The organism is Cedecea sp. P7760 (assembly GCF_013386425.1).
GTDB lineage: Bacteria > Pseudomonadota > Gammaproteobacteria > Enterobacterales > Enterobacteriaceae > Cedecea > Cedecea selenatireducens.
Genome location: NZ_JACARU010000039.1, coordinates 54,199 through 80,720, shown reverse-complemented (window position 1 = coordinate 80,720; position 26,522 = coordinate 54,199). Strand labels below are relative to the sequence as shown.

General features: G+C 54.7%; 30 protein-coding genes and 1 other annotated feature. Of the genes, 9 read left to right on the top strand and 21 right to left on the bottom strand.

Annotation, left to right across the window (positions count from 1 at the left end; all coding sequences use genetic code 11):
* Positions 1-14: 14 nt before the first annotated feature.
* The 17 genes from HX778_RS14580 to HX778_RS14500 all read right to left on the bottom strand — a co-directional run bounded on the left by HX778_RS14580 (position 15) and on the right by HX778_RS14500 (position 14,727).
* On the bottom strand, positions 15-746 hold the full coding sequence (locus tag HX778_RS14580; RefSeq protein WP_038473309.1) for an EAL domain-containing protein: 732 nt from the start codon (positions 744-746) through the stop codon (positions 15-17).
* Positions 747-913: 167 nt separating this feature from the next.
* Entirely contained in the window at positions 914-1,888 is a 975-nt protein-coding gene (locus HX778_RS14575) for a LacI family DNA-binding transcriptional regulator (protein WP_038473311.1), read from the bottom strand.
* A 127-nt stretch (positions 1,889-2,015) separates the two neighbouring features.
* A complete protein-coding gene (locus tag HX778_RS14570) occupies positions 2,016-2,477 on the bottom strand; it encodes a C40 family peptidase (protein WP_038473313.1) in 462 nt (153 codons plus the stop codon).
* 76 nt (positions 2,478-2,553) lie between these two features.
* Positions 2,554-3,300 (bottom strand): vitamin B12 ABC transporter ATP-binding protein BtuD, encoded by a 747-nt coding sequence (btuD, locus tag HX778_RS14565; protein WP_038473316.1) that lies wholly within the window; start codon positions 3,298-3,300, stop codon positions 2,554-2,556.
* Between the two features lies 1 nt (position 3,301).
* Positions 3,302-3,853 (bottom strand): glutathione peroxidase, encoded by a 552-nt coding sequence (locus HX778_RS14560; RefSeq protein WP_038473318.1) that lies wholly within the window; start codon positions 3,851-3,853, stop codon positions 3,302-3,304.
* A gap of 26 nt (positions 3,854-3,879) precedes the next feature.
* Positions 3,880-4,860, bottom strand: coding sequence for a vitamin B12 ABC transporter permease BtuC (btuC, locus tag HX778_RS14555; protein ID WP_176982411.1), 981 nt, complete (start codon positions 4,858-4,860; stop codon positions 3,880-3,882).
* Positions 4,861-4,962: 102 nt separating this feature from the next.
* The gene (locus HX778_RS14550) at positions 4,963-5,925 is read right to left on the bottom strand and encodes a helix-turn-helix domain-containing GNAT family N-acetyltransferase (RefSeq protein WP_176982410.1); all 963 of its coding nucleotides are present in this window, start codon (positions 5,923-5,925) and stop codon (positions 4,963-4,965) included.
* 127 nt (positions 5,926-6,052) lie between these two features.
* Positions 6,053-6,352 (bottom strand): integration host factor subunit alpha, encoded by a 300-nt coding sequence (gene ihfA / locus HX778_RS14545; protein ID WP_038473326.1) that lies wholly within the window; start codon positions 6,350-6,352, stop codon positions 6,053-6,055.
* Positions 6,353-6,356: 4 nt separating this feature from the next.
* On the bottom strand, positions 6,357-8,744 hold the full coding sequence (gene pheT / locus HX778_RS14540; RefSeq protein ID WP_176982409.1) for a phenylalanine--tRNA ligase subunit beta: 2,388 nt from the start codon (positions 8,742-8,744) through the stop codon (positions 6,357-6,359).
* A gap of 14 nt (positions 8,745-8,758) precedes the next feature.
* Entirely contained in the window at positions 8,759-9,742 is a 984-nt protein-coding gene (gene pheS, locus HX778_RS14535; RefSeq protein ID WP_038473331.1) for a phenylalanine--tRNA ligase subunit alpha, read from the bottom strand.
* Positions 9,743-9,803: 61 nt separating this feature from the next.
* Positions 9,804-9,927 (bottom strand) — a sequence feature (Phe leader region).
* Complete coding sequence (gene pheM, locus HX778_RS14530) at positions 9,878-9,922, bottom strand: pheST operon leader peptide PheM (protein WP_106120997.1); 45 nt, start codon at positions 9,920-9,922, stop codon at positions 9,878-9,880. (Overlaps the previous feature by 45 nt.)
* 239 nt (positions 9,928-10,166) lie before the next feature.
* Positions 10,167-10,523, bottom strand: a complete 357-nt coding sequence (rplT, locus tag HX778_RS14525) for a 50S ribosomal protein L20 (RefSeq protein WP_000124850.1) — start codon at positions 10,521-10,523, stop codon at positions 10,167-10,169.
* Between the two features lie 46 nt (positions 10,524-10,569).
* Positions 10,570-10,767 carry a 50S ribosomal protein L35 gene (rpmI, locus tag HX778_RS14520; protein ID WP_004263702.1) on the bottom strand — a complete coding sequence of 66 codons (198 nt, stop codon included), beginning with the start codon at positions 10,765-10,767 and terminating at the stop codon, positions 10,570-10,572.
* 91 nt (positions 10,768-10,858) lie between these two features.
* Positions 10,859-11,401: a translation initiation factor IF-3 gene (gene infC / locus HX778_RS14515; RefSeq protein WP_071704088.1), complete on the bottom strand. Its 543-nt coding sequence runs from the start codon at positions 11,399-11,401 to the stop codon at positions 10,859-10,861.
* 3 nt (positions 11,402-11,404) lie between these two features.
* Complete coding sequence (thrS, locus tag HX778_RS14510) at positions 11,405-13,333, bottom strand: threonine--tRNA ligase (protein ID WP_038473340.1); 1,929 nt, start codon at positions 13,331-13,333, stop codon at positions 11,405-11,407.
* A gap of 257 nt (positions 13,334-13,590) precedes the next feature.
* Complete coding sequence (locus HX778_RS14505; protein ID WP_038473343.1) at positions 13,591-13,845, bottom strand: hypothetical protein; 255 nt, start codon at positions 13,843-13,845, stop codon at positions 13,591-13,593.
* Between the two features lie 123 nt (positions 13,846-13,968).
* Positions 13,969-14,727: a YdiY family protein gene (locus tag HX778_RS14500; RefSeq protein WP_038473346.1), complete on the bottom strand. Its 759-nt coding sequence runs from the start codon at positions 14,725-14,727 to the stop codon at positions 13,969-13,971.
* A 291-nt stretch (positions 14,728-15,018) separates the two neighbouring features.
* Here HX778_RS14500 and pfkB point away from each other — a divergent pair, with 291 nt between their 5' ends.
* The 3 genes from pfkB to HX778_RS14485 all read left to right on the top strand — a co-directional run bounded on the left by pfkB (position 15,019) and on the right by HX778_RS14485 (position 17,299).
* Positions 15,019-15,948 carry a 6-phosphofructokinase II gene (pfkB, locus tag HX778_RS14495; RefSeq protein ID WP_038473349.1) on the top strand — a complete coding sequence of 310 codons (930 nt, stop codon included), beginning with the start codon at positions 15,019-15,021 and terminating at the stop codon, positions 15,946-15,948.
* Positions 15,949-16,047: 99 nt separating this feature from the next.
* Complete coding sequence (ghoS, locus tag HX778_RS14490; protein ID WP_038473351.1) at positions 16,048-16,332, top strand: type V toxin-antitoxin system endoribonuclease antitoxin GhoS; 285 nt, start codon at positions 16,048-16,050, stop codon at positions 16,330-16,332.
* Positions 16,333-16,438: 106 nt separating this feature from the next.
* Complete coding sequence (locus HX778_RS14485) at positions 16,439-17,299, top strand: fructosamine kinase family protein (RefSeq protein ID WP_176982408.1); 861 nt, start codon at positions 16,439-16,441, stop codon at positions 17,297-17,299.
* Positions 17,300-17,334: 35 nt separating this feature from the next.
* Here the strand turns inward: HX778_RS14485 and HX778_RS14480 are convergent, their stop codons facing one another.
* Positions 17,335-17,871, bottom strand: a complete 537-nt coding sequence (locus HX778_RS14480; RefSeq protein WP_038473355.1) for a YniB family protein — start codon at positions 17,869-17,871, stop codon at positions 17,335-17,337.
* 168 nt (positions 17,872-18,039) lie between these two features.
* On the opposite strand from HX778_RS14480, the gene hxpB reads away from it, so the two are divergent.
* The 3 genes from hxpB (at position 18,040) to HX778_RS14465 (ending at position 20,944) form a co-directional block, all read left to right on the top strand.
* Positions 18,040-18,708 (top strand): hexitol phosphatase HxpB, encoded by a 669-nt coding sequence (hxpB, locus tag HX778_RS14475; protein ID WP_038473358.1) that lies wholly within the window; start codon positions 18,040-18,042, stop codon positions 18,706-18,708.
* Positions 18,709-18,829: 121 nt separating this feature from the next.
* The gene (locus HX778_RS14470) at positions 18,830-19,420 is read left to right on the top strand and encodes a metal-dependent hydrolase (protein ID WP_038473361.1); all 591 of its coding nucleotides are present in this window, start codon (positions 18,830-18,832) and stop codon (positions 19,418-19,420) included.
* Positions 19,421-19,552: 132 nt separating this feature from the next.
* Entirely contained in the window at positions 19,553-20,944 is a 1,392-nt protein-coding gene (locus tag HX778_RS14465; protein ID WP_038473363.1) for an L-cystine transporter, read from the top strand.
* A 45-nt stretch (positions 20,945-20,989) separates the two neighbouring features.
* Here HX778_RS14465 and cedA read toward each other — a convergent pair whose 3' ends face one another.
* Positions 20,990-21,226 carry a cell division activator CedA gene (cedA, locus tag HX778_RS14460; protein ID WP_038473364.1) on the bottom strand — a complete coding sequence of 79 codons (237 nt, stop codon included), beginning with the start codon at positions 21,224-21,226 and terminating at the stop codon, positions 20,990-20,992.
* 149 nt (positions 21,227-21,375) lie between these two features.
* The gene (osmE, locus tag HX778_RS14455) at positions 21,376-21,717 is read right to left on the bottom strand and encodes an osmotically-inducible lipoprotein OsmE (protein ID WP_038473367.1); all 342 of its coding nucleotides are present in this window, start codon (positions 21,715-21,717) and stop codon (positions 21,376-21,378) included.
* A gap of 268 nt (positions 21,718-21,985) precedes the next feature.
* Between osmE and nadE the strand changes: the two genes are divergently transcribed.
* From nadE to cho, 3 genes are all read left to right on the top strand, one after another.
* Complete coding sequence (gene nadE, locus HX778_RS14450; protein ID WP_038473368.1) at positions 21,986-22,813, top strand: ammonia-dependent NAD(+) synthetase; 828 nt, start codon at positions 21,986-21,988, stop codon at positions 22,811-22,813.
* 65 nt (positions 22,814-22,878) lie between these two features.
* Positions 22,879-23,769 (top strand): aromatic amino acid DMT transporter YddG, encoded by an 891-nt coding sequence (yddG, locus tag HX778_RS14445; RefSeq protein WP_176982407.1) that lies wholly within the window; start codon positions 22,879-22,881, stop codon positions 23,767-23,769.
* 66 nt (positions 23,770-23,835) lie between these two features.
* Entirely contained in the window at positions 23,836-24,699 is an 864-nt protein-coding gene (gene cho, locus HX778_RS14440) for an excinuclease Cho (RefSeq protein ID WP_038473372.1), read from the top strand.
* A gap of 30 nt (positions 24,700-24,729) precedes the next feature.
* Here cho and hutH read toward each other — a convergent pair whose 3' ends face one another.
* The gene (gene hutH, locus HX778_RS14435; RefSeq protein ID WP_176982406.1) at positions 24,730-26,274 is read right to left on the bottom strand and encodes a histidine ammonia-lyase; all 1,545 of its coding nucleotides are present in this window, start codon (positions 26,272-26,274) and stop codon (positions 24,730-24,732) included.
* Between the last annotated feature and the right edge of the window lie 248 nt (positions 26,275-26,522).

Below are 26,522 nucleotides of genomic sequence, written 5' to 3'. Positions count from 1 at the left end.
ACGCAGCAGGGACTTTAGTGAATCAGACCTTCATGAGGTGGGAAAAGTGACGCCAGATATTCCGGCTGAACAAGCGGCCACAGTTTGCCCTGCATCGCGGCAAAGCCCAGCGCCTGTACTTTACGCCGCGCGTTAGCGGAGTCTATTCCGGCCACCAGCAATGATTCACAAAACGGGGAAACCTGCCCAATGATGGCCAGCATAAAAGGCGTAAAGGTGCGGCCCGACAGCAGTTTTTGAATAAAAAAACGATCCATAATAACGCGCCTGAACAGGCCGTCGAACACCGGTTTGGTCGTGGCATGGCCGGCACCAAAGTCTGCCAGCACCAGCGGAAAACGTTCCACTGCCCAGGCCAGCCTTAAATTAGTTTTCCCGCTATTTAAATCCAAAAAACTTTCGCTGAGGGTTAATTCAATAAACGGCAAAGCCTTTAAGCGAATATATAAATTCTGGTTATTAATTAACGCATCAATAATAGTTTCATTAATATGAATCCAGACCACAAGCTGCCGGGTGATAAAGAAATCCTGCTGTGCTTCTATTACCGTTAATTTTTCTCTGAACAGCTCAAGGTGCTGCTCAGGGGCAAGATGAGGGATTAACAGCTCGGTTGGAATACGTACTGGCGCGTCAGCCCCGACGAAGTTTGCGACGATTTCGACACCCATAATACTGTCATCCGGCCGTACGGCCGGACGATAATAGAGATGAGAACAATAAACACTATCAAGTGAAACAATCATTTTGCCAGCCCTGCGGATTTCTGGTTGGACGGCAGAGAGATACAGCGCCAATCCGAAAATAGTCGGATAGCTGCTATCGCTGTGAATTTCACACTCATCCCTGAAACGTTTAAGCTTATCTTTTAATAACTTTGAGCTTATCCTGGATATCCGTACATAGCCAGTTTTTAACGCAAATTGCGCACGGAGTCCCGGGCAATGATGCAGGGTAAAAAAGATTCATCCTCACAATGTTCATTAAGTAATTTACGCGTTGCGTAGCGTGCCATATCCCCTATCGGAAAATAAACGCTGGTTAACGCCGGGCGTACAAACGCCGCACGGTCTCCACTGTCATAACAAATAAGGGATATATCCAGAGGAATGCGTAAACCTCGTTCGGTAATGGCCAGCATTGCCCCGACGGCCATTTCTTCATTGCAGCAGTACAGCGCGCTGATTTTGTACTTCTCTAACAGCATCGCGGTTTGCCGGTAGCCGCTTGGCATATCGTATTCGCCTTCTACCACCGCCACCGGCGTAACATCCCTCTCCTCCATGGCATCAAGAAAACCCTGACGACGTAAAAGGCTGGAGGTTCGCTGGGTTGGACCATGCAGGCAGGCTATCGCCAGATGGCCGGCATCCAGCAAATAGCGGGTGGCCATGTGGCTGGCAAGACGGTGATCGAAGACCACGCAGCGCGCGTTTAAAGCAGGCACCTCTCTGTCGAGGATGATAAACCTGTTGCCGCGTTCGGCCAGCTGAATTAGCGCCTCATCGGCTATCGCACGCACGTGCAGGATCAGACCGTCGCAGCGTAGGTTATAGAGCCGCTGAATGGCATTGCGCTCGTTCTCTTCTACGCCCCGCCCCTGCGTCACCAGCAGCTGCTTTCCGTTAGATTCAGCTTCGGTTTGCACCGTATCCATCAGCGAGCCGAAGAAGCCCCCGGTGTAGGATGTCGTGACCAGCCCAATCGAATGGCTCTGGCTGGATGCCAGCGCTCTGGCAGCGGGATTGGGGGAATAGCCCAGTTCGGCAATCGCGGCTTCTACCTTGATGCGGGTTTGCGCTTTGACCTTAGTGTCGCCGTTAACCACGCGTGAGACGGTGGCGCGGGAGACGCCGGCGTGGGCAGCAACATCTTCGAGGGTGACCATGAAACAATCCTTAACGGGAAAAGCACAATGCTTCCCGATATTACCTGATATTGTAAACCGCGTTGACGTTGCCCGCAGATTTGCGGGAACGGTCACGATTTTTCACTTCAGATAAAGTCAGAAAAGACTATATACGGCGGGCTTGCCAGAATTTTTTGCGCCAGTAGACGTTATCCAGAGAGGAACGCATTACGCCCCGGCTGGTGGAGGCGTGAATAAACGTGTTGTCGGTGTCATAAATACCAACGTGCAGGCCGCTCTCCCCCGAGCCGGTTTTAAAGAACACCAGATCGCCCGGCAGCAGGTCATCTTTATCGATTTTGGTGCCGATTTCTGCCTGCTCGCTGGTCATGCGCGGCAGCATCAGCTCAAATTTGTCGCGGAAGGTCATCAGTACAAAGCCGGAACAGTCCACGCCGCGCCGGCTCATGCCGCCGTAAGTGTACGGCGTTCCGTGCCAGCTGCGCAGCTGATCGTTTAGCTGAGCGATAACGGTGATGGAATCGGAAAGCCGGGCGTTCGGATGAGGGGCATTATGACTACACCCCACCAACACTATGCATGCCACTGCAATAAGCCACAAACGCATTTTCAGACAACTCCCGGTCTTACTGTTTCCAGTAATTTAGCCTGTCGCCCGGAATTATTGCAAGCTTTCCGCGATGTTATAGCGGGCTTATCAGCATACTGTGCCCTTCGATCCGTAATAATCGAAACGGCATCTGGTAGGCAGCGGCCAGATTCTTCGGCGTCAACACGTCATCCCGATGCCCCTGAGCCACCATTTTACCCTCACGCAATAGCCACACTTTGTGCGCATGCCGCAGGCTATGGTTCAAATCATGGCTGCTCATCACCACCGCTATACCGGCTTCACAAAATGAGAGCAGCAGGCGATCCAGTGCCGCCTGCTGGGCAACGTCGAGGCTGTTCATCGGCTCGTCGAGCAGCAACAGCTGGCCTTCAGGATTGACCGAAGGATCAACCTGTAACAGTACTGCGGCCAGCCTTACCCGCTGCCATTCGCCGCCGGAAAGCTGATTGACCGCGCGCGTCAGCTTGTCGGTTAACCACAGCGATTCGGCCAGGCGTAGCATGGCGGCCTCCGCCTCTGGCGATGGCTGATGAAGCTGCAGATAATGCCAGACGGGCATAGCGAAAGGAGGCAGCTGCTGCTGGCTGAGCCACGCACGGCGGCGGGAAAGCGCAGCGGGAAGCCATTCTTCAACCGGCCGCTGGTTAAGCAGAAGACGTCCCGGCCCTGAGCTTAACCCTGCCATTCGGGTGAGCAACGTGCTCTTACCCGCGCCGTTAGGCCCGACAAGATGAATTAGCTCACCCGGTTCCACCGCCGCGCTAATCGGCCCAAGCCGATCGGCGACGGTGACGCCTGCAAGTTGCAAAATGGACAAGTTATTTTGCCAGAGCCTGTTTAATCGCTTCCAGTACAACCGGATCTTCCGGGGTCATATCCGGAGAGAAACGCTGAATCACTTTGCCATCACGGCCAATCAGGAATTTCTCGAAGTTCCACAGGATATCGTCAGGGTAAAGCGGGCCGCGCCCTTTGCTGCTCATACGCTCCAGAAAACCGCTGCCTTCTGGCGCCACGGCGGCTGGACGAGCGTCAATCAGCTTCTGATAAAACGGATGACGATGCTCACCGTTGACGTCGATTTTGCTGAACAGCGGGAAAGTGACGCCGTAGGTGGTGCTGCAGAAAGTTTTAATCTCTTCACTGCTGCCCGGCTCCTGGCCCAGGAACTGGTTGCACGGGAAGCCCAGCACGCTGAAGCCCTGTGCCTCAAAGTCTTTCTGCAGGTTTTCGAGCTGTTCGTACTGCGGCGTCAGGCCGCATTTGGAAGCGACGTTAACAATCAGCAGGACTTTACCCTGCCAGTTTTCAAGCGTGGTGCTTTCCCCGTCAATGGTGGTGACTTCGGTATTCAGAACATTGCTTTGCATATCATCCCCTTCCTAAGTGAGCCGAATTAACGTCCGGCTTTCAATAATAGCCAGATAAACACCGGCGCGCCGAGCGTAGCGGTCACTACGCCAATCGGCAGCTCGGCAGAGCTTAATGCGAGCCTCGCCACAACATCTGCCCCGGTTAATACTGCCGCCCCGGCCAGCGCACTGGCCGGCAGTAAAACGCGATGATCGGTTAACCCTGTGAGCCGCAGCATGTGCGGGATAACCAGGCCAACAAATCCGATAGCGCCGGCAAGCGCCACGCTGACGCCCACCAGCCAGCCGGTGGCGACAACCAGAATGTTGCGCCAAAGCCAGACGGGCAGCCCCAGCTGACGAGCAGAGTTTTCGCCCAGCGCCATCAGGTTAAGCGGGACATGCTGACGGCATAGCCAGACCACCACCGGCAACAGCGTCACCATCAGCCAGCCCTGCCGCCAGTCCACGCCGCCAAACCCGCCCATCATCCAGTACATGAGCTGGCGTAAATCCAGGCTTGAGCTGAAGTAGACCGCCCAGGTCATCAGCGCGCTACAGATAATACCGAGCGCGACTCCTGCAAGTAATAGACGACTGGTGGAAAGATGACGACGGGAAAAACGTAACAGAATAAGAGTGATCGTTAAGGCCCCGAGGATGGCGCACAGCCCGAGCACCCAGCCTGGTAGCGTGCCCTGCCCGAGCAACAAGGCAATAACCAGCGCCACGCCCGCGCCGTTGGAGACGCCAAGCAGGCCGGGTTCAGCCAGAGGGTTTTCAAACAGGGATTGCATAATGGTGCCGGTAACCGCCAGCGCGGCTCCTACCAGCAGCACGGCAAGCGTACGCGGCAGTCGGATTTGCCAGATGAAGAGCCTTGCCTCATCGCTCCACCACGAGAGCGGCGAAAACCAGACGTCGCCCGCACACAGGCTTAACGCCAGCATAACCCCCGCCGAAAACGACAGCGCTATCAGCCAGCGGCGCTCAAACCGGCGTTGTCTGGTTACAAAACTCAGCATTCCGTAAAGGCTCCACCTGACACATTTATGCGCCTGATTTTACGGGGAGTTTGCGGGTGAGAACAAGAAAAGAAAAAGGTCGCACAGGCGACCTTTCCCCTGTTATCTGGCAATGAGGGTTTTTCGCGTGAACTGCTGCTCCAGCATTGAGCTTCCCCATTGCTCGCCCTGCCATTCCCGGGTTAACTCAAACCCCATCGATTCATAAAGATGGCGGGCAGCATTCAGCCCGCTAACGGTCCACAGCTGCACGGCAGAGAAACCATACTCATCGCAAAAGCGCATAGCCTCGCTCAGCAGCGTTCTCCCAATACCGCTGCCGCGGCAGTCGTCATCCAGAATAAACCAGCGTAGATGGGCTTCGTTGTGGCCGAGATCCTCTCCGTCAATGGATACGGAACCCACGATTTTCCCCCTGCGACAGACAACCCAGAGGCGATTGCATGGCTGCTCAAGACGGCCGCTGAACTCCGCCAGCTCTGAAGCGACTTTACCTTCGAAGAAATGGCCAAAGTTATAGTGTTTCGAGTAATAGTTGGCGTGCATTTCCGCTACCCGGCCGATAACGCCCGGCCGATAGCCCGTCAGGATTTCAAACGTCTTTTCTGCTGTCCGATCGCCTAAAAGCTCACCACGACAGGCTTTAAGTGCCTGGGCATAGTTAAGCAAGCCATCGGCCACAGACCTTTGCTGCCCGGAATTCAGATGCTCAAGCGCTTTCTCTACGCGCATTCTCCCGTACCGGTGAATCTCCCGGACGGTTTGTGTGCCCTGCTCCGTCAGCTGAAGCTGCCGGGCTCTGGCATCTTCATCAGAAATTGTTTCATACAGCTCCCCTGCCTGGCGCAGTTTGCCCAGCATGCGGCTAACGCTCGATTTTTCAAGCCCAAGGACCTGAACCAGATCGGCCGCCGTAACCGCCTTCCGGGTATCAATCTCCAGTAAAGCATGCACCGCCGAAGCGGAGTAATTCGTTGCGGCCAGGGTTGAATTCAGGAAACCAAGCTCGCGCACAACCTGCCGCGAAGAGGCTCGTATCGCTTCGATGATATTGTTGTCTGGCATGGGACGCTACCGTTGACGCATAGTTGTACAATACAACCATTTTGATAAAAACTTTGTCAAGCGGCGAGTCCGGGGGGCGGAACAGAAAAAGAAAAAGGCCGCGTTAGCGGCCTTTTGTTAACTCAGGTTACTCGTCTTTTGGCGACGCGCTTTCAACCCGACTCTTTAGTTTCTGACCAGGTCGGAAGGTCACCACACGGCGTGCCGTGATGGGAATATCTTCACCGGTCTTCGGGTTGCGCCCGGGACGTTGGTTTTTATCGCGTAAGTCAAAATTACCAAAGCCCGAGAGTTTAACCTGCTCACCGTTTTCCAGAGCGCGACGGATCTCTTCGAAAAACAGCTCTACCAGCTCTTTGGCATCTCGTTTGCTAAGCCCAAGCTTATCAAACAGATATTCTGACATTTCAGCTTTTGTAAGCGCCATACGTTCAATCCCTCAATGATGCCTGGAATCGCTCTTTTAATGCCTCTACACATTTTGCAACGGTAGCGGCCATCTCCTCTTCTTCGAGTGTACGGCCCGTATCCTGAAGGATAAGGCTTATGGCCAGGCTCTTATAGCCATCGGCTACGCCCTTGCCACGGTACACGTCAAATAAGTTTACGCCAACTACCTGATTTGCGCCAACTTTCTTACACTCGACCAAAATATCTGCTGCCGGGACGTTTTCAGCCACTACAACAGCGATATCTCGGCGGTTTGCCGGGAAGCGAGAAACCTCCTGAGCTTCAGGCACCACGCGGTCTGCGAGCTTGCTCCACAGCACCTCGAACACCACCGTGCGGCCGTTAAGATCCAGTTTACGCTCCAGCTCCGGGTGAACAACACCAATGAAACCAATGCATTCACCTGCTAAATAAATGGCAGCACTTTGGCCTGGATGCAAGGCCGGATTTGCTTGCGCTCTGAATTCGATGTCCGAAAGTTTGCCGGTCAGGGCCAGAACGGACTCCAGATCGCCTTTCAGATCATAGAAGTCAACGGTGTTACGCGCCAGATCCCAGTGCTCTTCGTAGCGGTTACCGCAGATAGCACCTGCCAGCATAAGATCCTGGCGGATGCCAAGGTCTGCCTGAGTATCAGGCACAAAGCGCAGGCCAGACTCGAAAATACGCACGCGGCTTTGCTGGCGGTTCTGGTTATAAACCACGGTTGTCAGCAGACCACTCCACAGCGACAGACGCATGGCGGACATGTCGGTAGAGATCGGATTAGGAAGAATCAGATTTTCTTCGCCCGGATGCAGAAGCTGCTGAATTTTCGGGTCGACGAAGCTGTAGGTGATAACTTCCTGGTAGCCTTTGTCCACCAGCATGGTTTTCACACGCTTGAGGGAGAGGTCGGCTTCGCGATGGGTGCCCATCACCAGGCCGGCCTGCACCGGGCTGTTTGGAATGCTGTTGTAGCCGTAAACGCGAGCCACTTCTTCCACCAGGTCTTCTTCAATTTCCATATCGAAACGCCAGCCTGGCGCAACCGCAGTCCATTGATCCTGGCCTTCGGTCACTTCACAGCCCAGACGGCGCAGAATGTCGCTAACCTGTGCATCTTCGATATGGTGACCAATCAGGCGATCCAGCTTGCTGCGGCGAAGGGTAATAGTGGCGCGCTTCGGCAGATTCGCTTCGCTGGTCACGTCGATAACCGGGCCAGGTTGGCCGCCGCAGATATCCACCAGCAGGCGAGTAGCACGTTCCATCGCTTTATACTGCAGCGCAGGATCGACGCCACGCTCGTAGCGATGAGAGGCGTCAGTATGCAGGCCGTGACGGCGCGCGCGACCGGTGATGGACAGCGGGCTAAAGAAAGCACACTCCAGCAGGACGTTCTGAGTTTCGTCGTTAACGCCTGAATGTTCGCCGCCGAAGATGCCGCCCATTGCCAGCGCTTTGCCGTGATCGGCAATCACCAGGGTGTCGGCGTTCAGCTTAGCTTCGTTGCCGTCCAGCAGAACCAGGGTTTCGCCCTCTTCCGCCATACGCACCACGATCCCACCTTCAATACGGTTCAGGTCGAAGGCGTGCATCGGCTGGCCAAGCTCCAGCAGCACGTAGTTGGTGACGTCAACAACCGCATCGATGGAGCGGATGCCGCAGCGACGCAGCTTCTCTTTCATCCACAGCGGCGTTGGCGCCTTAACGTTGATGCCTTTCACAACGCGGCCCAGGTAGCGCGGACATGCCTCTGGAGCGTCTACGCGAATGGGCAGCGTGTCATTGATAGTTGCGGCAACGGTGGTAATTTCTGGCTCAGCCAGCGGCAGCTTGTTTACCACCGCAACGTCGCGAGCTACGCCGATAATACCCAGGCAGTCGGCACGGTTTGGCGTGACGCTGATTTCGATGGTGTTGTCGTCAAGCTTCAGGTATTCGCGGATATCGGTGCCGACTGGCGCATCCGCTGGCAGCTCGATGATACCGTTATGGTCATCGGAAATACCCAGTTCGGAGAAGGAGCACAGCATCCCTTCGGACGGCTCACCGCGCAGCTTAGCGGCCTTGATTTTGAAATCGCCCGGCAGAACGGCACCGACGGTAGCCACGGCCACTTTCAGGCCCTGACGGCAGTTTGGCGCGCCACATACGATGTCCAGCAGACGATCGCCGCCGACGTTAACTTTTGTTACGCGCAGCTTGTCGGCGTTCGGGTGCTGGCCGCACTCGACGACTTCACCAACCACGACGCCGTGGAAAGCACCAGCCACGGCATCAACGCCGTCAACTTCAAGCCCTGCCATGGTTATCTGGCTGGAAAGTTCGTCACTGCTGTTGGCTGGGTTTACCCATTCGCGTAACCAGAGTTCACTGAATTTCATTGGATATCCCGCCTTTATTTGAACTGTTTGAGGAAACGTAAATCATTTTCGAAGAATGCGCGCAGATCGGTCACGCCGTAGCGCAGCATGGTCAGACGCTCCATGCCCATACCGAAGGCGAAGCCGGAATAAACTTCCGGGTCAATGCCGACGTTACGCAGGACGTTCGGATGCACCATGCCGCAGCCCAGCACTTCCAGCCACTTGCCGTTTTTGCCCATCACGTCCACTTCCGCAGACGGTTCGGTGAACGGGAAGTAGGACGGGCGGAAGCGAATCTGCAGGTCTTCTTCGAAGAAGTTATTCAGGAAATCGTGCAGCGTGCCCTTCAGGTTGGTGAAGTTGATATTGGTATCAACGATCAGGCCTTCCATCTGGTGGAACATCGGGGTGTGGGTCTGATCGTAGTCGTTACGATAGACGCGGCCCGGGGCGATAATGCGAATTGGCGGCTGCTTGTCTTTCATGGTGCGGATCTGCACGCCGGAAGTCTGGGTACGCAGCAGGCGGGTTGCATCGAACCAGAAGGTGTCGTGATCGGCACGTGCCGGGTGGTGACCAGGAATGTTCAGTGCATCGAAGTTATGATAGTCATCTTCGATTTCAGGCCCGGTCGCCACGGTAAAGCCCAGTTCACCAAAGAAGCTTTCGATACGATCGATGGTGCGGGTCACCGGGTGCAAACCACCGTTTTCGATACGGCGGCCAGGCAGAGAAACGTCGATAGTTTCCGCGGCCAGACGCTCGTTCAGCGCAGCGCTTTCCAGATCAGCTTTACGGGCGTTCAGGGCCTCCTGAACCTGCTCTTTGGCAACGTTTATCACCGCGCCCGCTGCCGGACGTTCTTCCGGAGGCAGTTCACGCAGGGTGGTCATCTGAAGGGTCAGGTGCCCCTTCTTCCCTAAATATTCGACGCGTACATTATCTAACGCGGCAACATCCTGGGCATCGTTTATGGCTGCTTTGGCACTGGCAACCAGCTCTGCGAGATGTGGCATGGTATTCCTCTTATGCCGGCATAACTGCCGGGGTAGTTGGTCTGATTCGAAAACAAAACGCAAAAAAAAAGCCTCCAGACAGGAGGCTTTCGGCGCTTTTTTTCGTTTCTTTTCTTACGCGCAAAGCCCCCTGAGTCAGGCGCTAAAGTAAAAAAAGAAGCGGAAAATAGCAGCATTCATGCTTGCAGTTACCTTGTTTTGACGAGTTTTGCATTGGCTATTGAACGAGCTACGGCGTTAAAAGTCAATAAATTGATTCTGTTATGCCCCAATAATTCGATTTGTAGTAAGGCGACAAGCTCGATTATCCCCGGGAGCTTACTTAAGTAAGTGACTGGGGTCAGTGAGTGCAGTTAACGCAGCTACAGATGAAGTATGACGGGGATAAATTAAAAGAGGGAGCAAGCTCCCTCTTATAACTGGCTTACGCCAGAGCTGCTTTCGCTTTTTCAACCAGGGCAGTGAATGCCACTTTGTCGAATACGGCGATGTCAGCCAGGATCTTACGGTCGATTTCAACAGAGGCTTTTTTCAGGCCGTTGATGAATTTGCTGTAAGAGATACCGTTCTGACGAGCTGCAGCGTTGATACGTGCAATCCACAGCTGGCGGAACTGACGTTTACGTTGACGACGGTCGCGGTAAGCGTACTGACCAGCTTTGATAACAGCCTGGAAGGCAACGCGGTATACGCGAGAACGCGCACCATAGTAGCCTTTAGCTTGTTTGAGGATTTTTTTGTGACGAGCACGTGCGATTACACCACGTTTTACGCGAGCCATTTAGCTCTCCTGTTTCTATATTCTGAATTAATTAAAAAAAGTTTACTTATGCGTACGGCAGACAAGCGACAACCAGGCCCAGATCCCCTTTGGAGACCATGCCTTTCGGACGCAGATGACGTTTACGTTTGGTAGACTTTTTAGTCAGAATGTGACGCAGGTTAGCGTGCTTGCGCTTAAAACCGCCACCGGCGGTCTTTTTGAAGCGCTTAGCGGCGCCGCGTACTGTTTTGATCTTTGGCATTTCAATTTCCACTTCGCATTGTTAATAAAACGAACCAGTAGGCGAACAAAATCCGCGAGGCCGAAGCCCCGCGGCATGTTACTTGATGGCCTTACTGTTTCTTCTTCGGAGCAAGCACCATGATCATCTGGCGGCCTTCGATCTTCGTAGGGAAGGATTCGACCACTGCCAGTTCACTCAGATCGTCACGGACGCGGTTAAGCACTTCCATACCAATCTGTTGGTGAGCCATCTCACGACCGCGGAAACGCAGCGTGATCTTAGCTTTATCTCCCTCTTCCAGAAAGCGAACCAGGCTGCGGAGTTTTACCTGGTAGTCGCCATCATCGGTGCCAGGTCGGAATTTAATTTCCTTAACCTGAATAACTTTTTGCTTTTTCTTCTGTTCCTTAGAAGATTTGCTTTTCTCGTAGAGGAACTTGCCGTAGTCCATGATGCGGCAAACAGGCGGTTCGGCGTTTGGACTGATTTCTACTAAATCAACCCCGGCCTCTTCGGCTTTTTCCAAAGCTTCATTCAGACTGACAATACCAATCTGCTCGCCATCAATACCGGTCAGACGAACCTCAGTGGCACGAATCTCTCTGTTAATGCGATTAGGACGCGCCGGTTGAACTCTTTTTCCGCCTTTAATACTTTATTCCTCCAGTTGATGAAGATTGCGGCTGCGAATCTCTTGCTGCAGCTTTTCAATCAATTCGTTGACGTCCATGCTCCCCAAGTCTTTGCCGCGGCGGGTACGAACGGCAACTTTGCCTGCTTCGACCTCTTTATCGCCACAAACCAGCATATAAGGGACACGACGTAACGTGTGTTCACGGATTTTAAAGCCTATCTTCTCATTTCTCAAGTCTGCTTTTACGCGAATGCCCGCATTTTGAAGTTTACGAGTCAATTCGTTAACGTATTCTGCCTGGCCGTCAGTGATATTCATCACCACCGCCTGTACCGGAGCAAGCCATGTTGGGAAGAACCCAGCAAACTCTTCGGTCAGAATACCGATAAAGCGTTCCATTGAGCCTAAAATGGCGCGGTGAATCATTACCGGCACCAAACGCTCGTTATTTTCGCCAATATAGGAGGCGTTCAAGCGGGTTGGCAGGGAGAAGTCAAGCTGAACGGTACCACACTGCCACGCACGATCCAGGCAGTCATACAGCGTGAACTCAATTTTAGGGCCGTAGAATGCACCCTCACCCGGCTGATAGTCAAACGGGATGTTGTTTTCCTGCAGCGCAACGGCCAGATCCGCTTCCGCACGATCCCACATTTCGTCGCTACCAATGCGCTTTTCCGGACGGGTAGACAGCTTCACCACGATTTTTTCGAAACCGAAGGTGCTGTACATGTCGTACACCATACGAATGCAGCTATCGACTTCATCGCGAACCTGCTCTTCGGTACAGAAGACGTGAGCATCGTCCTGAGTAAAGCCACGTACACGCATCAGGCCATGCAGCGCGCCCGACGGTTCGTTACGGTGGCAGCTACCGAATTCGGCCATGCGCAGCGGCAGGTCGCGGTAGGATTTCAGACCCTGGTTGAAGATCTGCACGTGACCCGGGCAGTTCATCGGCTTGATGCAGTATTCACGATTCTCTGAAGAGGTGGTGAACATCGCATCTTTGTAGTTGTCCCAGTGGCCGGTTTTTTCCCACAGCACGCGGTCCATCATGAACGGACCTTTCACTTCCTGATACTGGTACTCTTTCAGCTTGGAGCGCACGAACACTTCCAGCTCGCGGAAGATTGTCCAGCCGTCGTTGTGCCAGAACACCATACCCGGCGCTTCTTCCTGCATATGGTACAGGTCAAGCTGCTTGCCGATTTTACGGTGGTCACGCTTGGAGGCTTCTTCCAGGCGCTGCAGATAAGCATTCAACTGCTTTTTGTCTGCCCAGGCGGTGCCGTAGATACGCTGCAGCATTTTGTTGCTGCTGTCACCGCGCCAGTAAGCACCGGAGGTTTTCTGCAGCTTGAAGTGATGGCAGAAACGCATATTCGGTACGTGTGGCCCGCGGCACATATCCACGTATTCTTCATGATGATACAAACCTGGTTTGTCATCATGGCTGATGTTTTCGTCAAGAATGGCGACTTTATAGCTTTCACCGCGGTTGACGAAAGTCTCACGCGCTTCCTGCCAGCTCACCTTCTTCTTGATAACGTCGTAATCTTTCTCAGCCAGCTCGTGCATACGCTTCTCGAGCAGCTCAAGATCTTCCTGCGTCAGGGTGTGGTCCAGGTCGACGTCGTAGTAGAAACCGTTGTCAATAACCGGGCCAATCGCCATTTTGGTGTGGGGCCACAGCTGCTTGATAGCATGACCCAGCAGGTGAGCACAGGAGTGGCGAAGAATTTCCAGACCCGCTTCGTCTTTGGCGGTGATTATCGCAAGCTTCGCATCGTTTTCGATAATATCGGAAGCATCAACCAGTTCACCGTCTACGCGGCCAGCGATACACGCTTTGGCAAGACCTGGACCAATATCCAGCGCAACATCCATCGGGCTAACGGGTTTGTCGTAATGGCGTTGGCTGCCATCAGGAAGAGTAATAACAGGCATGTTAAGTCCTTATCTGCAGTGGTGACCCGCACGAAAGATCACATACAGTAGAGAAATTGATTTTAGAACAAGTCGTTGCGTAACCATTTGACCAACAATCGCCGAATTGGTACGCAGTCGGATGCACAAATGAAAAATGGCATCGCTGCCATTCCACCTGTGGGCATGATGGTAACACTAACGAAAAGGGGAATACATCTCTTGTTGCCAGGTTTGCGCCTGATAAATAAGGCCATCCCTGCCCTTTTCAATAAGCGCTATGCCGCTTTGTCCTTCTCTTCCACCAGCACCAGCGGGCATTTCTTCACCCTACACGCCTGAGAGTAAGCCAGCTCGCACACCGCACAAAGGTCTCTTAATTCCGACTCATATTCGTATTCCATGAAATAGCGAAAAGTCCCGCCGCCGGATTCAGTACGCCAGAATCGCTGCGGCTCCAGAATTTCATCAAGCTGCCTGAAGGTCAGGGCTGAAGGGTTATGAAACCCCACTCGTACGCGATAGGTAGTCATGCACGATTATTCTCAGGGCACGATGCATTTTACCAGGCGGTTTTGGTTCTCAAAAAGATAGGAAAAAACGAAGATCGGGATCGCGAGGAAAAACAAAGCCGGACATCATCCGGCTTCTTAGTCTTACATCTTATACCCGAGCGTAATTTGCGTACGTCTGTCGGTATGGTTTGGTGCAGAAGACGGCGGATCGGAGTTCCAGGTCACGTTATAGCCCACTTTCAGGCCAAAGTGTTCACTGATAGCCACGTCCAGCGCCGTTTCGGAGTTGACCGTGGTGTCGTTACTGCCCAGCACGGACACGCCCTGAATAAACTTGGCGTTGTCGGTCAGCTGCCAGTTATAAGTCGCAGACGCATAGCCCAGCGCCTGAGTCTCATTCCCGCCATCGACAAATTCGTCATAACGCACACCAGGACCGAATTCCACACGCAGACTGTGAACCGGGCCGTTCAGCAACTGACGACCATAACCCGCGGTGAAGACATCGCGCGCATGATAGCCGTTGTATCGGTCGGTCAACCAGCTTGCCTGACCAAAGAGATAGTCATAGTCAGTCATGTTGTAACGACCACGCCCACCCGCTGAGTATTTCTCAGAAGAACGCACGTCGTTGGAAGAGGTGTTACTGGCGTTACCCCAAATTGACCAGGCGGTAGCCGTGTTGTACCAGGTCATATTGGTGTTAGCAGTCAAGTTGGAACTTTTGGTATTGCCTGCCTGCGCAAGATAGCCTGCATTCAGATTACCTTCGAAGGGTTTCTTCGCGGTAGTCGGGTCATCCATGACAGTAAATACTGAGTCATCTGCCACTGCGAAGTGGCTAAAGAACGCTCCACCGGTGAGTAAAACCGCAACCGGCACTGTCTTTAAAAGCTTCATTTATTAATCCGTACAACACAAAAAAGAAACCATCAAGGTTCCGGAATCTTTCCTCGGGATCAAATCTAAATCGCCCCGGAAAGGTTACAAATTATAAAAACTCCGCAATAACATAGCAATGGATTCTTGTTTCATTTTTTGTATAAGAACGCTCTTAAAACATCTTTATTTTCATAAGGATACGAAGATTGTGGTTTTAGGGTAATCATTTGATAAATCATGATTTTAATTAACATTTCAATCACCGCTTCGGTGCTACGCTTTAGGACAATAGCTAAAAAAGGAGGAGACATGACCGCTATCTTTACACTCACCCTCGCCCCTTCCCTCGACAGCGCCACCGTCACGGAGCAAATTTATCCAGAAGGGAAACTGCGCTGCAGCTCGCCCGTATTTGAACCCGGTGGGGGCGGCATCAATGTCGCCCGCGCTATAGCCCATCTGGGAGGTCACGCCACGGCGATATTCCCGGTCGGCGGCGCAACAGGGCACCATTTACGCGCGCTGCTGATTGAAGAGCAGGTAACTGTCGATACCGCTGAGACAAAAGACTGGACCCGTCAGAACCTGCACGTCCACACGGAATCTACCGGCGAACAGTACCGGTTTGTGATGCCAGGCGCAGCGCTGTCGGATGAAGAATTCGGGCAACTCGAACAAAAAGCCCTTGCCATTCCCAAAGGCGATATCCTGGTCATCAGCGGAAGCTTGCCGCCGGGCGTTGCCGTTAAAAAGCTTTGCCAACTGGTCAAAGCCGCGCAGGAAAAAGGCATTCGCTGCATCGTGGACAGCTCGGGCGAAGCGCTGGCCGCCACGCTGAAATTAGGCAATATTGAGCTGGTGAAGCCCAATCAAAAAGAGCTCAGCGCATTAGTCCAGCGTGAGCTTACGCAGCCTGACGACGTTCGCGCCGCCGCTCAGCATCTTGTCGACAGCGGCCAGGCAAAACGCGTTGTTGTTTCGCTCGGGCCACAGGGGGCGCTGGCGGTGGATGCCCACGAGTGCGTGCACGTCGTGCCCCCGCCGGTAAAAAGCCAAAGTACCGTTGGTGCCGGAGACAGCATGGTCGGCGCCATGACGCTGAAGCTGGCTGAACGCGCACCGCTGCTGGATATCGTCCGCTATGGCGTAGCCGCCGGCAGCGCGGCTACGCTTAATAAAGGCACCCGTCTCTGCTCGCTTGAAAATACGCAGAAGATCTATACATGGCTGCAAGGCTAACGTTTCGTTGCACAATAAACGGGCTGCCGCAGGGCGCAAACATCGCCATTCCGGCAGCATGGACTATGCTAAAACCTTCAGGATAACAAGGGGGTGACTATGAGCGATGTTGAACGCTATGTGATAACGGTACAATTTGAAGATCGGAGCCTTGCCGACATCAACGAGCTGAACAACCAGCTAACCCTGGGCGGATTCTCACCTACCCTCACCGATGACGAAGGGAAAATACACGAACTTGGGCCAGGCAGTTTTGGGCTAATCAGTACGCTGGATGAACGTGAGGTGGAAACGCTGGCCAAAGGACTGGGCAACGTGGCGCTGGGAACAGAACCTGACGTCATAGTCAGCCGTTGGGAAGTCTGGCAGAAACAAAAGCCATAAGGTTTTGAGTACCGGCCGGGGTTGTGCGTCAGCGCGTGTTTTTGACCGGCAAACGGCGATAAGCTATTGATTGCAGTGTCTACCAGCCAACCTGGGGAGAAAAGTCATGTGGCAAGCCATCCGTCATTTGTTAAGCGAGCCGTTGGGCGACGCAGAAATCGAGCAACGCACTGAGCTACCCGGCGGCGAAATTCATGCAGCCTGGCATATTCGTTATGCCGGTCATGAGATTTTCGTCAAATGCGATGAGCGGGAAATGCTGCCCATCTTTACCGCCGAAGCAGACCAGCTGGAGCTGCTGTCGCGCAGTAAAACGGTCAGAGTGCCCAAAGTTTGGGGGCTGGGCAGCGACAGGGATTACAGTTTTTTGCTGCTGGAATACCTGCCGGCTAAACCGCTGGACGCCCATAACGCTTTTCTTCTCGGCCAACAGTTGGCCCGGCTTCATCAATGGAGCGACCAGCCACAGTTTGGTCTCGACTTTGACAACGACCTTTCCACCACCCCGCAGCCCAACGCCTGGCAGCGCCGCTGGTCAACTTTCTTCGCCGAACAGCGCATTGGCTGGCAGCTGGAAATGGCGGCAGAAAAAGGCATCGACTACGGCGATATCGATCTGATTGTTGATTTCGTTCAGCAGGCGCTGGCCTCGCACCAGCCGCAGCCGTCGCTGCTGCACGGTGACCTGTGGTCAGGTAATTGTGCGCTGGGGCCTGACGGACCGTTTATTTACGATCCGGCCTGTTATTGGGGCGACCGCGAGTGTGACCTGGCCATGCTGCCGCTGCACAGCGACCAGCCGCCACAAATCTACGACGGATATCAATCGGTCTCGCCGCTGCCTTCGGGTTTCCTCGAGCGTCAGCCCATTTACCAGCTTTACACCCTGCTTAACCGGGCAATTCTGTTTGGCGGGCAGCATCTGGTCACGGCGCAAAAAGCGCTGGAACGCGTGTTAGCAGCCTGAGAGTGAGCCACTCCAACCCGGAGTGGCTCGTTATCTTATAAAAAGCCGAGCAGCTTAAAGAAGAAGTAGCCCACCACGATAATAATCACCGGCAGGATATAGAGCGGGAAAATCTGCAGCAAGATGGTGTGGTGGGGAACAATCACCTTCGCGTCGAGCTGCGCTTTGCTGAGCCCATCCGGCCCTTTGGCCTGTTCGAGGATCAGCTGATCCTGCACGCCCTCACGCAGGAATTTTGCCTGGCGACTCATACGAGCCCCTGAATCCTGCAGCGCCAGCCCGATGAAAATTAACGCGTAAATCAGCCAAAAGAAGAGGTTTATCTGGCCGTTAAAGTCCGGCTGCGGCGAGTTATACCAGAAAAGATTCAGGAACGGCGTATTAAACCGCATCATCTCGATCATCACGTGGGCAAAATCCATCATCACGGCGTCAATGCCCGGCTGTTTTTCGCTGTGCTGATACATAAACTTCAGGACCGAAATCACGGTCGACAGCAGCGCCGGGATAAAAATCACCCAGCCCGCCACGCGCTTTAAAATCGCAATGCGTCCAGCTTGTTGATACGTCATGCACTCCCCTTTATTAGGACGTAACGTTATACGCTCAAAGTCTACCCCGTATGGCGCTATTTCGCCTGAGCTTTGCGGGCTAATTTTGCAAAAGCGGTAGCTTCGGGCTTCGTTTCCGGCTAAAGATACACAAACATTTCTTTTAGACGAACAGAAAGGAGTCACTTTATGGCCGAAACGCGCCAGATTCTTGCGGCAATTTTTGATATGGATGGACTACTGATTGATTCCGAGCCGCTTTGGGATCGTGCGGAGCTGGACGTGCTGAAAAGCATCGGCGTCGACATTACTCGTCGTAACGAACTGCCCGACACGCTGGGATTGCGCATCGACCTGGTGGTCGAACTGTGGTATTCACGTCAGCCCTGGAACGGGCCCTCACGTGAGGAAGTCACCGCGCGCGTTATCGAGCGTGCAATTTCGCTGGTTGAAGAAGAACGCCCTCTGCTGCCGGGCGTGGTCGAAGCGGTAAAACTGTGCAAAGAACAGGGCCTTAAGGTTGGCCTCGCCTCCGCCTCCCCGCTGCACATGCTGGAAAAAGTGCTTGAGATGTTCGATTTACGCCAGTACTTCGACGCTATCGCCTCCGCTGAACATCTGCCCTACAGCAAACCACATCCGCAAGTTTACCTGGACGCTGCCGCAAAACTGGGTGTCGATCCGCTTTGTTGCGTCACGCTTGAAGACTCGGTCAACGGCATGATCGCGAGCAAAGCCGCGCGCATGCGCTCTATCGTCGTGCCTGCCGACGAAAACTTTGCCGACCCGCGTTGGTGCCTGGCGGACGTCAAGCTCCCTTCTTTGGTTGAGCTCACCGCGACGGGCCTGAAAGGCTAAATCTCTCGGGCGGCTAATGTCGCCCATCTCCCTGACAAAATGTTACACCGTCACCACTTCCGAATACTGTACAAAAACCCTATACTGGATAAATCGACAGTTTCTTCATTCGGGTTGTATCATGACGGCGGAAGGCCACCTGCTCTTTTCTATTGCCTGCGCAGTTTTTGCCAAAAACGCCGAGCTGACGCCCGTCCTTGCCCAGGGTGACTGGTGGCACATCGTGCCGTCTGCCATTCTGACCTGCCTGCTGCCGGACATTGACCACCCGAAATCCTTCCTGGGCCAGCGGTTAAGCTGGATCTCAAAGCCCGTGGCACGAATGTGCGGCCACCGGGGGTTCACCCACAGCCTGTTTGCGGTGTTTGCCGGGCTGGCGCTGTTTTATCTCAAAGTGCCGGAAAGCTGGGTTATCCCAGCCGATGCGCTGCAGGGCATGGTTCTAGGCTACCTGAGCCACATTCTCGCCGACATGCTGACGCCCGCTGGCGTTCCGCTGCTGTGGCCCTGCCGCTGGCGCTTTCGTTTCCCCGTAGTCCGGCCGCAAAAAGGCAATCAGCTTGAGCGAGCCTTATGCATGGCGCTGTTCGGCCTGGCGGTCTGGATGCCACAAAGCCTGCCCGAAAACGGTGCAGTGCGTTGGTCTTCGCAGATGATAAATTCACTGCAAACCACCTTTAATAGCTTTATTACCCATCAATCCGGACATTAATTCACCGAAAAATCCTATTTAGTAATAATCAATTCCTTTTGTATATAAGAAGAATCCCCGCCATCTGTTACGCTTTGCAACATAACGGCGGCCCATGCGCTGCCGCATGACAATAAATCAGGAGATATGGGGATGAATTTTCCACTGGTAGCGAACATCGTGGTGTTCGTCGTATTGCTATTGCTGCTGGCGCAAACCCGCCATAAACAATGGAGCCTCGCCAAAAAAGTACTGGCGGGTCTGGTGCTGGGCGTCATTTTCGGTCTGGTACTGCACACAATTTATGGCTCCGACAGCGTGGTGCTGAAAGATTCCATTCAGTGGTTTAACGTGGTCGGCAACGGCTATGTACAGCTGCTGCAGATGATCGTTATGCCGCTGGTCTTCGCCTCTATTCTGAGCGCCGTGGCCAAACTGCACAACGCCTCTTCGCTGGGGAAAATCAGCATTCTGTCCATCGGTACGCTGCTGTTCACCACGCTGATTGCCGCGCTGGTCGGGGTACTGGTCACCAACCTGTTCGGTCTGACCGCAGAAGGTCTGGTTCAGGGCAATGCGGAAAACGCGCGTCTGGCGGCGATTCAATCCAACTACATTGGTAAAGTCGCAGACCTGACCGTACCGCAGCTGATCCTCTCCTTCGTACCGAAGAACCCGTTCGCCGATCTGACCGGGGCAAACCCAACGTCTATCATCAGCGTGGTTATCTTCGCCGCCTTCCTGGGCGTCGCGGCGCTGAAACTGCTGAAAGACGATGCGCCGAAAGGCGAGCGTGTTCTGGTTGCTATTGACACCCTGCAAAGCTGGGTGATGAAGCTGGTTCGCCTGGTCATGCAGCTGACGCCATACGGCGTGCTGGCGCTGATGACCAAAGTGGTTGCGGGCTCAAACCTGCAGGACATCATCAAGCTGGGCAGCTTCGTGGTGGCGTCTTACCTTGGCCTGGCGATTATGTTTGGCGTCCACGCTATTCTGCTGGCGTTCAACGGCGTTAGCCCGGTGAAATACTTCCGCAAAGTCTGGCCGGTACTGACCTTCGCGTTTACCAGCCGCTCCAGCGCAGCAAGTATTCCGCTGAACGTCGAAGCGCAAACCCGCCGTCTTGGCGTGCCTGAGTCTATCGCCAGCTTCTCCGCGTCCTTCGGCGCTACCATCGGCCAGAACGGCTGCGCGGGCCTTTACCCGGCAATGCTGGCCGTTATGGTGGCACCAACCGTGGGTATCAACCCGCTGGATCCGGTCTGGATTGCAACCCTGGTGGGTATTGTGACCGTTAGCTCCGCAGGCGTTGCGGGCGTGGGCGGGGGTGCAACCTTCGCCGCGCTCATCGTCCTGCCAGCCATGGGGCTGCCGGTAACGCTGGTCGCGCTGCTGATTTCCGTCGAGCCGCTGATTGATATGGGTCGTACCGCGTTGAACGTCAGTGGTTCAATGACCGCCGGGACCATCACCAGCCAATTGATGAAGCAGACCGACAAAGAGATTCTGAACAGTGAAGAAGAAGTGGAATTAGCCCACCGTTAATCCGAACTGAAATAAAAAGAGGCCGCTATCGCTAGCGGCCTTTTTTTATACTTCGTTTTCCTGACGCACCTGCCTGGCCCAACGCTGCGCCGACTCCGGTAGGGTAAACGGCGGAGACTGACGGAAGGCATCGCCCAACAAGACAAATGCCACATACTGCCCGCGCAGCAGGTAGACATCTTTAAACCCGTCCACGCGCCATGCATGCGCGGGTGGCGCAGGCTCCACGCGAGGCTTATAGGTAATGACAGGTCGGGTGTTCGGTTGACGTAGTGGTTTCATAGGCAACGGGATTTAAACTGGATTAGTGAACAACTTCACCATGATAACGGATTTAACCCGCTTTCGTCGCCCCCTTATCGGCCAGCCTTAGCGGGGCAAAAAAAAGCCCGGCGACAGAAAACTGCAGCCGGGCGCTCTGGTACAGATCCTTAGGCTTTTGGAGCCTGCGGATCGGTGTCGTATTCAGCACAGCTTTGATAGCCGGAGTTAATCACGCGGCCCGCATCATCCAGCGCGACGAAATAGGTCTCAGCCTTGCCGTTACGCTGACCAAGAATGTAGGTCTGGCAGGTGCCCTTCGCGTGGATCATGGTTACTTCAGAAGAAGGTTTGCCGGCAATCTGCTGAACCTGGGCACGGGTCATGCCTTTTTTCACGTCTTTCACTACCGGTTCAGTCACCAGGTCTTTGGTACGATCGTAAGCCGTACACCCTGCCAGCATAGTCATGACCGCTGCCGCGCCTAAAAATCCTGCAAATTTATTATTCATAATTGTCCTCATCAATGATGGTATTGATCCTGCGTGTTAGATAAGCCTGGAATATAAAAGAACATTTTTCAACTCGTTAGCCTGAATGTCTTAAAATTCGGAATAAATGAGTATCCATAAGTTTAATCGCTGGTTTGCAGGAAAAGTCGCCGCCCGTCGGCCCGGTAACCCTTTGAGCCTTGTCGTTTTAACCGCAACAGGGTAAGTTTTAAGGCAGTAAAATTTTGCGGCCTGCGCGTGGCAGGCAGATGGTTATTGGAGGGGTTAAATGGCTCTGCAACAAGAGATTATTCAGGCACTGGGCGTTAGGCCGCAGGTTGATGCCGCCCAGGAGATCCGCGTCAGCGTTGATTTCCTCAAAGCGTACCTTAAAACTTACCCGTTTATTAAATCTCTGGTGCTGGGGATAAGCGGCGGCCAGGACTCCACCCTGACGGGCAAACTCTGCCAGCTAGCCATCAACGAACTGCGTGCAGAAAGCGGCGATGAGAGCTACCAGTTCATCGCCGTCCGCCTGCCGTTTGGCGTTCAGGCCGACGAGCAGGACTGCCAGGATGCCATCACGTTTATCCAGCCTGACCGCGTATTAACGGTGAACATCAAAGGGGCCGTACTTGCCAGCGAGCAGGCTCTGCGTGAAGCGGGTATCGAACTCAGCGATTTTGTTCGCGGCAATGAAAAAGCCCGCGAGCGCATGAAGGCGCAGTACAGCATCGCCGGGATGACCAAAGGCGTGGTGGTTGGCACCGACCATGCGGCGGAAGCCGTCACCGGCTTCTTCACCAAATACGGCGATGGCGGCACCGACATTAACCCAATTTTCCGTCTCAATAAGCGCCAGGGGAAACTGCTGTTGAAAACCCTGGGTTGCCCGGAGCATTTGTACCTGAAGGCCCCGACCGCCGACCTCGAGGACGATCGCCCTTCTCTGCCGGACGAAGCCGCTCTGGGCGTGACCTATACGCAAATCGACGACTACCTGGAAGGCAAAATGCTTCCGGCCGACACCGCGAAAATCATCGAAGGCTGGTATCTGAAAACGGAACACAAACGCCGGCCGCCAATTACCGTGTTTGATGATTTCTGGAAAAAATAGTCGTCAATAGCTTCAGATAAACAATGCTTCAGGGCGGCGCTTGCCGCCCTTTTTACAGGATTGACATGGACACCTCTTCGCAGCGCGCCACGCTTATCGGCCTTATCGCAATCCTGCTCTGGAGCACTTCCGTTGGCCTGCTGCGCAGCATCAGCGAGCATTTTGGCGCGATCGGCGGCGCGGCCCTGCTCTACACCGTCAGCGCGCTATGCCTTTGCATCGCCCGTGGCCTGCCAAAAATACGCGAGCTTCCCCCCCGATATCTATGGTCTGGCGGGCTGCTTTTTGTCAGCTACGAGATAAGCCTGGCGCTTTCAATCGGGTTCGCACACACCCGCGCCCAGTCCCTTGAGCTGGGCATGATCAACTACCTCTGGCCCTGCCTGACCGTCTTTTTTGCCCTGTTTATTAACGGCCAGCGCAGCAACCTGTGGCTATGGCCGGGGCTCGCACTTTCCCTTGCGGGGATTGTTCAGGTTATGAAAGGTGACGGCGACTGGTCCCCGCTCGTAATGTGGCACAACATTCTCGATAACCCTCTGGCCTACGGTCTGGCCTTTGCTGCCGCCATTATCTGGGCGCTTTACTGCAACCTGACGCGGCGCTGGAGCGAAGGCAAAAGCGGCGTCAGCCTGTTTTTCTGCGCCACCGCGCTGGTGCTGTGGGTAAAGTTCGCCTTTGTTCAGCAGCCAGAAATGCACTTCACCCTGTCCGGCACCGCGCAGCTGTTGTTTATGGGAATATCCACCGCCGTGGCCTATTCCGCGTGGAACTTTGGCATTCAGCGGGGAAACATGACGCTGCTCGCCACGGCCTCGTACTTCACGCCGGTGTTATCGGCCCTGCTCGCCACGCTGTGGCTGGGCCTGCATCCGGGCTTTGCCTTCTGGCAGGGCGTGCTAATGGTGGTAGGTGGCTCCCTGCTCTGCTGGCTTGCCACCCGGCGCTACGGTTAACGGCGATTTCCTCTCCATATTATCGGCTGCTATACTGTGCAAATAAACAGTAATAAGGAGTCAAATGTGGTAAGGCGTGCAGGCGCGTCGCGGCTGGAGTTTGAAGCTGCGGCAGTCTATGAATATCCGGAACATCTCCGACCGTGGCTCGAAGGGCTGCCCAAAGCGCCTGGCGTCTACGTTTTTCACGGTGAAAGCGACGTCATGCCGCTGTATATCGGCAAAAGCGTCAATATTCGCACGCGCGTCATGTCCCATTTTCGTACGCCTGATGAAGCCGCGCTCTTAAGGCAGTCCCGCCGTATTACGTTTATCCGCACAGCCGGAGAGCTTGGTGCATTGCTGCTCGAGGCGCAAATGATCAAGGAGCAGCAGCCGCTGTTCAACAAGCGCCTGCGCCGCAACCGCCAGCTTTGTTCCCTGCTACTGCAGGGTGAAACGCCGCAGGTGGTGTATGCCAAAGATGTCGATTTCTCAAGCCAGCCCGGTCTCTACGGGCTGTATGCCAATCGCCGGGCCGCGCTGCAAACGCTGCAGGGGCTGGCAGACGAACACCGGCTCTGCTACGGCCTGCTGGGCCTGGAGTCTCTGAGCAGGGGCCGGGCCTGTTTTCGCTCGGCGCTAAAACGCTGCGCCGGGGCCTGCTGCGGCAAAGAAACGCAGGCCGAGCATCACGCCCGCCTTGTCGCCGCACTCGAACAAGTACGCCTGATTTGCTGGCCGTGGAAAAACGCGGTTGTCATCGTGGAGCGCAGCCCGGAGATAACCCAGTACCATCTGATCGATCACTGGTTTTATCTTGGATCCGTGCCGCGGCTGGAGGACGCCCGGCAGCGCCGCCAGCCGCCGGACGGCTTTGATAACGATGGCTACAAAATTCTCTGTAAGCTGATGCTGAGCGGGGAATATGAAGTGATTGAGCTGGAATAGACTCCCCTCGAAGAGAGGAGTCAGAAAGGCTTACGCCGCCGAAGAAGGCAGAAGCTTCACGATAACCTGCGGCCAGCCGTCGCTGCAGCCCCAAAGGCGCATTTGCTCAATATCCGGTGCCAGCAGGCGATCTTTTTCCAGGAACGCGACGCGCTCGCGAATATCCCCGAAGACCTTTTCAAGCAGCGGGGAACTGCGCAGCGGCCTGTGGAATTCAATGCCCTGAGCCGCCGCCATCGCCTCTATACCCACCACCGCAGCGGTGTTAAAGCACATTTCGCCCAGCCGACGTGCCGCATACGTTGCCATGGAAACGTGATCTTCCTGATTAGCCGACGTTGGCAGACTGTCGACGCTGCCCGGATGAGCGAGCGACTTATTTTCTGAGGCCAGCGCCGCGGCGGTGACCTGGGCAATCATGAAGCCGGAGTTAATTCCGCCCTCTTTCACGAGGAACGGCGGCAGGCCAGATAGCCCGGTATCCAGCAGCAGCGCCAGGCGACGCTCTGAAATAGCCCCAATTTCTGCCACCGCCAGCGCGATGATATCGGCCGCAAAGGCGACCGGCTCCGCGTGGAAATTACCGCCGGAAATCACCTCTCCGGTGCCGCTGAATACCAGCGGGTTATCCGAAGCCGCGTTGGCTTCTATCTGCAGGACACGCGCGGCATGGCGCAGGTTGTCGAGGCAGGCGCCCATCACCTGGGGAACGCAGCGGATAGAATATGGGTCCTGAACACGCCCGCAGTGGACGTGAGAATCTACAATTTTACTGTCGGCAAGCAGCCCGGTCACCGCCGCCGCCACATCAATTTGTCCAGCCTGACCGCGAGCCTGATGAATTCGCGCATCAAACGGCTTCACCGAACCTTTTATTGCCTCCAGCGACAGCGCCCCCGCCACCAGCCCGGCAGCAAAAACCTTCTCGCCTTCAAACAGGCCCCGTAGCGCAAGCGCCGTAGAAACCTGCGTCCCGTTCAGCAGCGCCAGGCCTTCTTTTGGCCCCAGCACCAGCGGCTCAACGCCCGCCAGCTTCAGCCCGTCGACGGCAGGGATCTGCTCGCCGTTAACCCTTACGTTCCCCTCGCCCAGCAGCATCAGCGACAAATGCGCCAGCGGGGCCAGGTCACCGGAGGCGCCCACGGAACCTTTCTCCGGGATGACCGGCATCACGCCCGCGTTGAACAGCGCAATAAGGCTGTCAATCACCAGCAGGCGAACGCCCGAATGCCCGCGTGACAGGCTAATAATTTTGCTGGCCATCACCAGGCGAACAACGTCATCAGGCAAAGCTTCACCAAGCCCGACGCTGTGGGAAAGCACCAGATTACGCTGGAGTTCGGCAAGGTGATCGGTGGCGATGGTCGTTTGCGCCAGCTTGCCAAAACCAGTGTTAATGCCATAGACCACGTCACCGTGGGCAACGATAGCCTCTACGGTACCCAGCGCGCGCTCAACGGCAGCGACCGCGCCGGGATCGAGCCTCAGCAACACGTTGCCGTGATAAATTTCGCGCAGGGTGGCCAGTGAAACGGAACCTGGAGTGAGACTGCATAGCTTCTTTTGCGTTGACATGTCGGCATCCTGTTTGCATCGGATTTTTGTCTATATTTGTATATACAACTTAACTAATAAACCAAATAATCCGCCAGCGGGTCATAGGACTTTTTTATCGAACGGTGAGCAGGATCGCGCTTGTGAAATTTATCCAGCACGGGATGCTGTGAAGCATTTACGGGAAAGGGAGTTGGATAGCGCAACCGCGCCTGAGCAGCACGTTCTGATGATAATCAGCAAGAAGAGAGACTATTGCCCGGTACTGA

Coding starts and splice junctions, on each gene's coding strand:
- HX778_RS14580 (WP_038473309.1), bottom strand. CDS start 746: ATGATTGTTTCACTTGATAGTGTTTATTGTTCTCATCTCTATTATCGT.
- HX778_RS14575 (WP_038473311.1), bottom strand. CDS start 1,888: ATGGTCACCCTCGAAGATGTTGCTGCCCACGCCGGCGTCTCCCGCGCC.
- HX778_RS14570 (WP_038473313.1), bottom strand. CDS start 2,477: ATGCGTTTGTGGCTTATTGCAGTGGCATGCATAGTGTTGGTGGGGTGT.
- HX778_RS14560 (WP_038473318.1), bottom strand. CDS start 3,853: ATGCAAAGCAATGTTCTGAATACCGAAGTCACCACCATTGACGGGGAA.
- btuC (WP_176982411.1), bottom strand. CDS start 4,860: ATGCTGAGTTTTGTAACCAGACAACGCCGGTTTGAGCGCCGCTGGCTG.
- HX778_RS14550 (WP_176982410.1), bottom strand. CDS start 5,925: ATGCCAGACAACAATATCATCGAAGCGATACGAGCCTCTTCGCGGCAG.
- ihfA (WP_038473326.1), bottom strand. CDS start 6,352: ATGGCGCTTACAAAAGCTGAAATGTCAGAATATCTGTTTGATAAGCTT.
- pheT (WP_176982409.1), bottom strand. CDS start 8,744: ATGAAATTCAGTGAACTCTGGTTACGCGAATGGGTAAACCCAGCCAAC.
- pheS (WP_038473331.1), bottom strand. CDS start 9,742: ATGCCACATCTCGCAGAGCTGGTTGCCAGTGCCAAAGCAGCCATAAAC.
- rplT (WP_000124850.1), bottom strand. CDS start 10,523: ATGGCTCGCGTAAAACGTGGTGTAATCGCACGTGCTCGTCACAAAAAA.
- rpmI (WP_004263702.1), bottom strand. CDS start 10,767: ATGCCAAAGATCAAAACAGTACGCGGCGCCGCTAAGCGCTTCAAAAAG.
- thrS (WP_038473340.1), bottom strand. CDS start 13,333: ATGCCTGTTATTACTCTTCCTGATGGCAGCCAACGCCATTACGACAAA.
- HX778_RS14505 (WP_038473343.1), bottom strand. CDS start 13,845: ATGACTACCTATCGCGTACGAGTGGGGTTTCATAACCCTTCAGCCCTG.
- HX778_RS14500 (WP_038473346.1), bottom strand. CDS start 14,727: ATGAAGCTTTTAAAGACAGTGCCGGTTGCGGTTTTACTCACCGGTGGA.
- pfkB (WP_038473349.1), top strand. CDS start 15,019: ATGACCGCTATCTTTACACTCACCCTCGCCCCTTCCCTCGACAGCGCC.
- ghoS (WP_038473351.1), top strand. CDS start 16,048: ATGAGCGATGTTGAACGCTATGTGATAACGGTACAATTTGAAGATCGG.
- HX778_RS14485 (WP_176982408.1), top strand. CDS start 16,439: ATGTGGCAAGCCATCCGTCATTTGTTAAGCGAGCCGTTGGGCGACGCA.
- HX778_RS14480 (WP_038473355.1), bottom strand. CDS start 17,871: ATGACGTATCAACAAGCTGGACGCATTGCGATTTTAAAGCGCGTGGCG.
- hxpB (WP_038473358.1), top strand. CDS start 18,040: ATGGCCGAAACGCGCCAGATTCTTGCGGCAATTTTTGATATGGATGGA.
- HX778_RS14470 (WP_038473361.1), top strand. CDS start 18,830: ATGACGGCGGAAGGCCACCTGCTCTTTTCTATTGCCTGCGCAGTTTTT.
- HX778_RS14465 (WP_038473363.1), top strand. CDS start 19,553: ATGAATTTTCCACTGGTAGCGAACATCGTGGTGTTCGTCGTATTGCTA.
- cedA (WP_038473364.1), bottom strand. CDS start 21,226: ATGAAACCACTACGTCAACCGAACACCCGACCTGTCATTACCTATAAG.
- osmE (WP_038473367.1), bottom strand. CDS start 21,717: ATGAATAATAAATTTGCAGGATTTTTAGGCGCGGCAGCGGTCATGACT.
- nadE (WP_038473368.1), top strand. CDS start 21,986: ATGGCTCTGCAACAAGAGATTATTCAGGCACTGGGCGTTAGGCCGCAG.
- yddG (WP_176982407.1), top strand. CDS start 22,879: ATGGACACCTCTTCGCAGCGCGCCACGCTTATCGGCCTTATCGCAATC.
- hutH (WP_176982406.1), bottom strand. CDS start 26,274: ATGTCAACGCAAAAGAAGCTATGCAGTCTCACTCCAGGTTCCGTTTCA.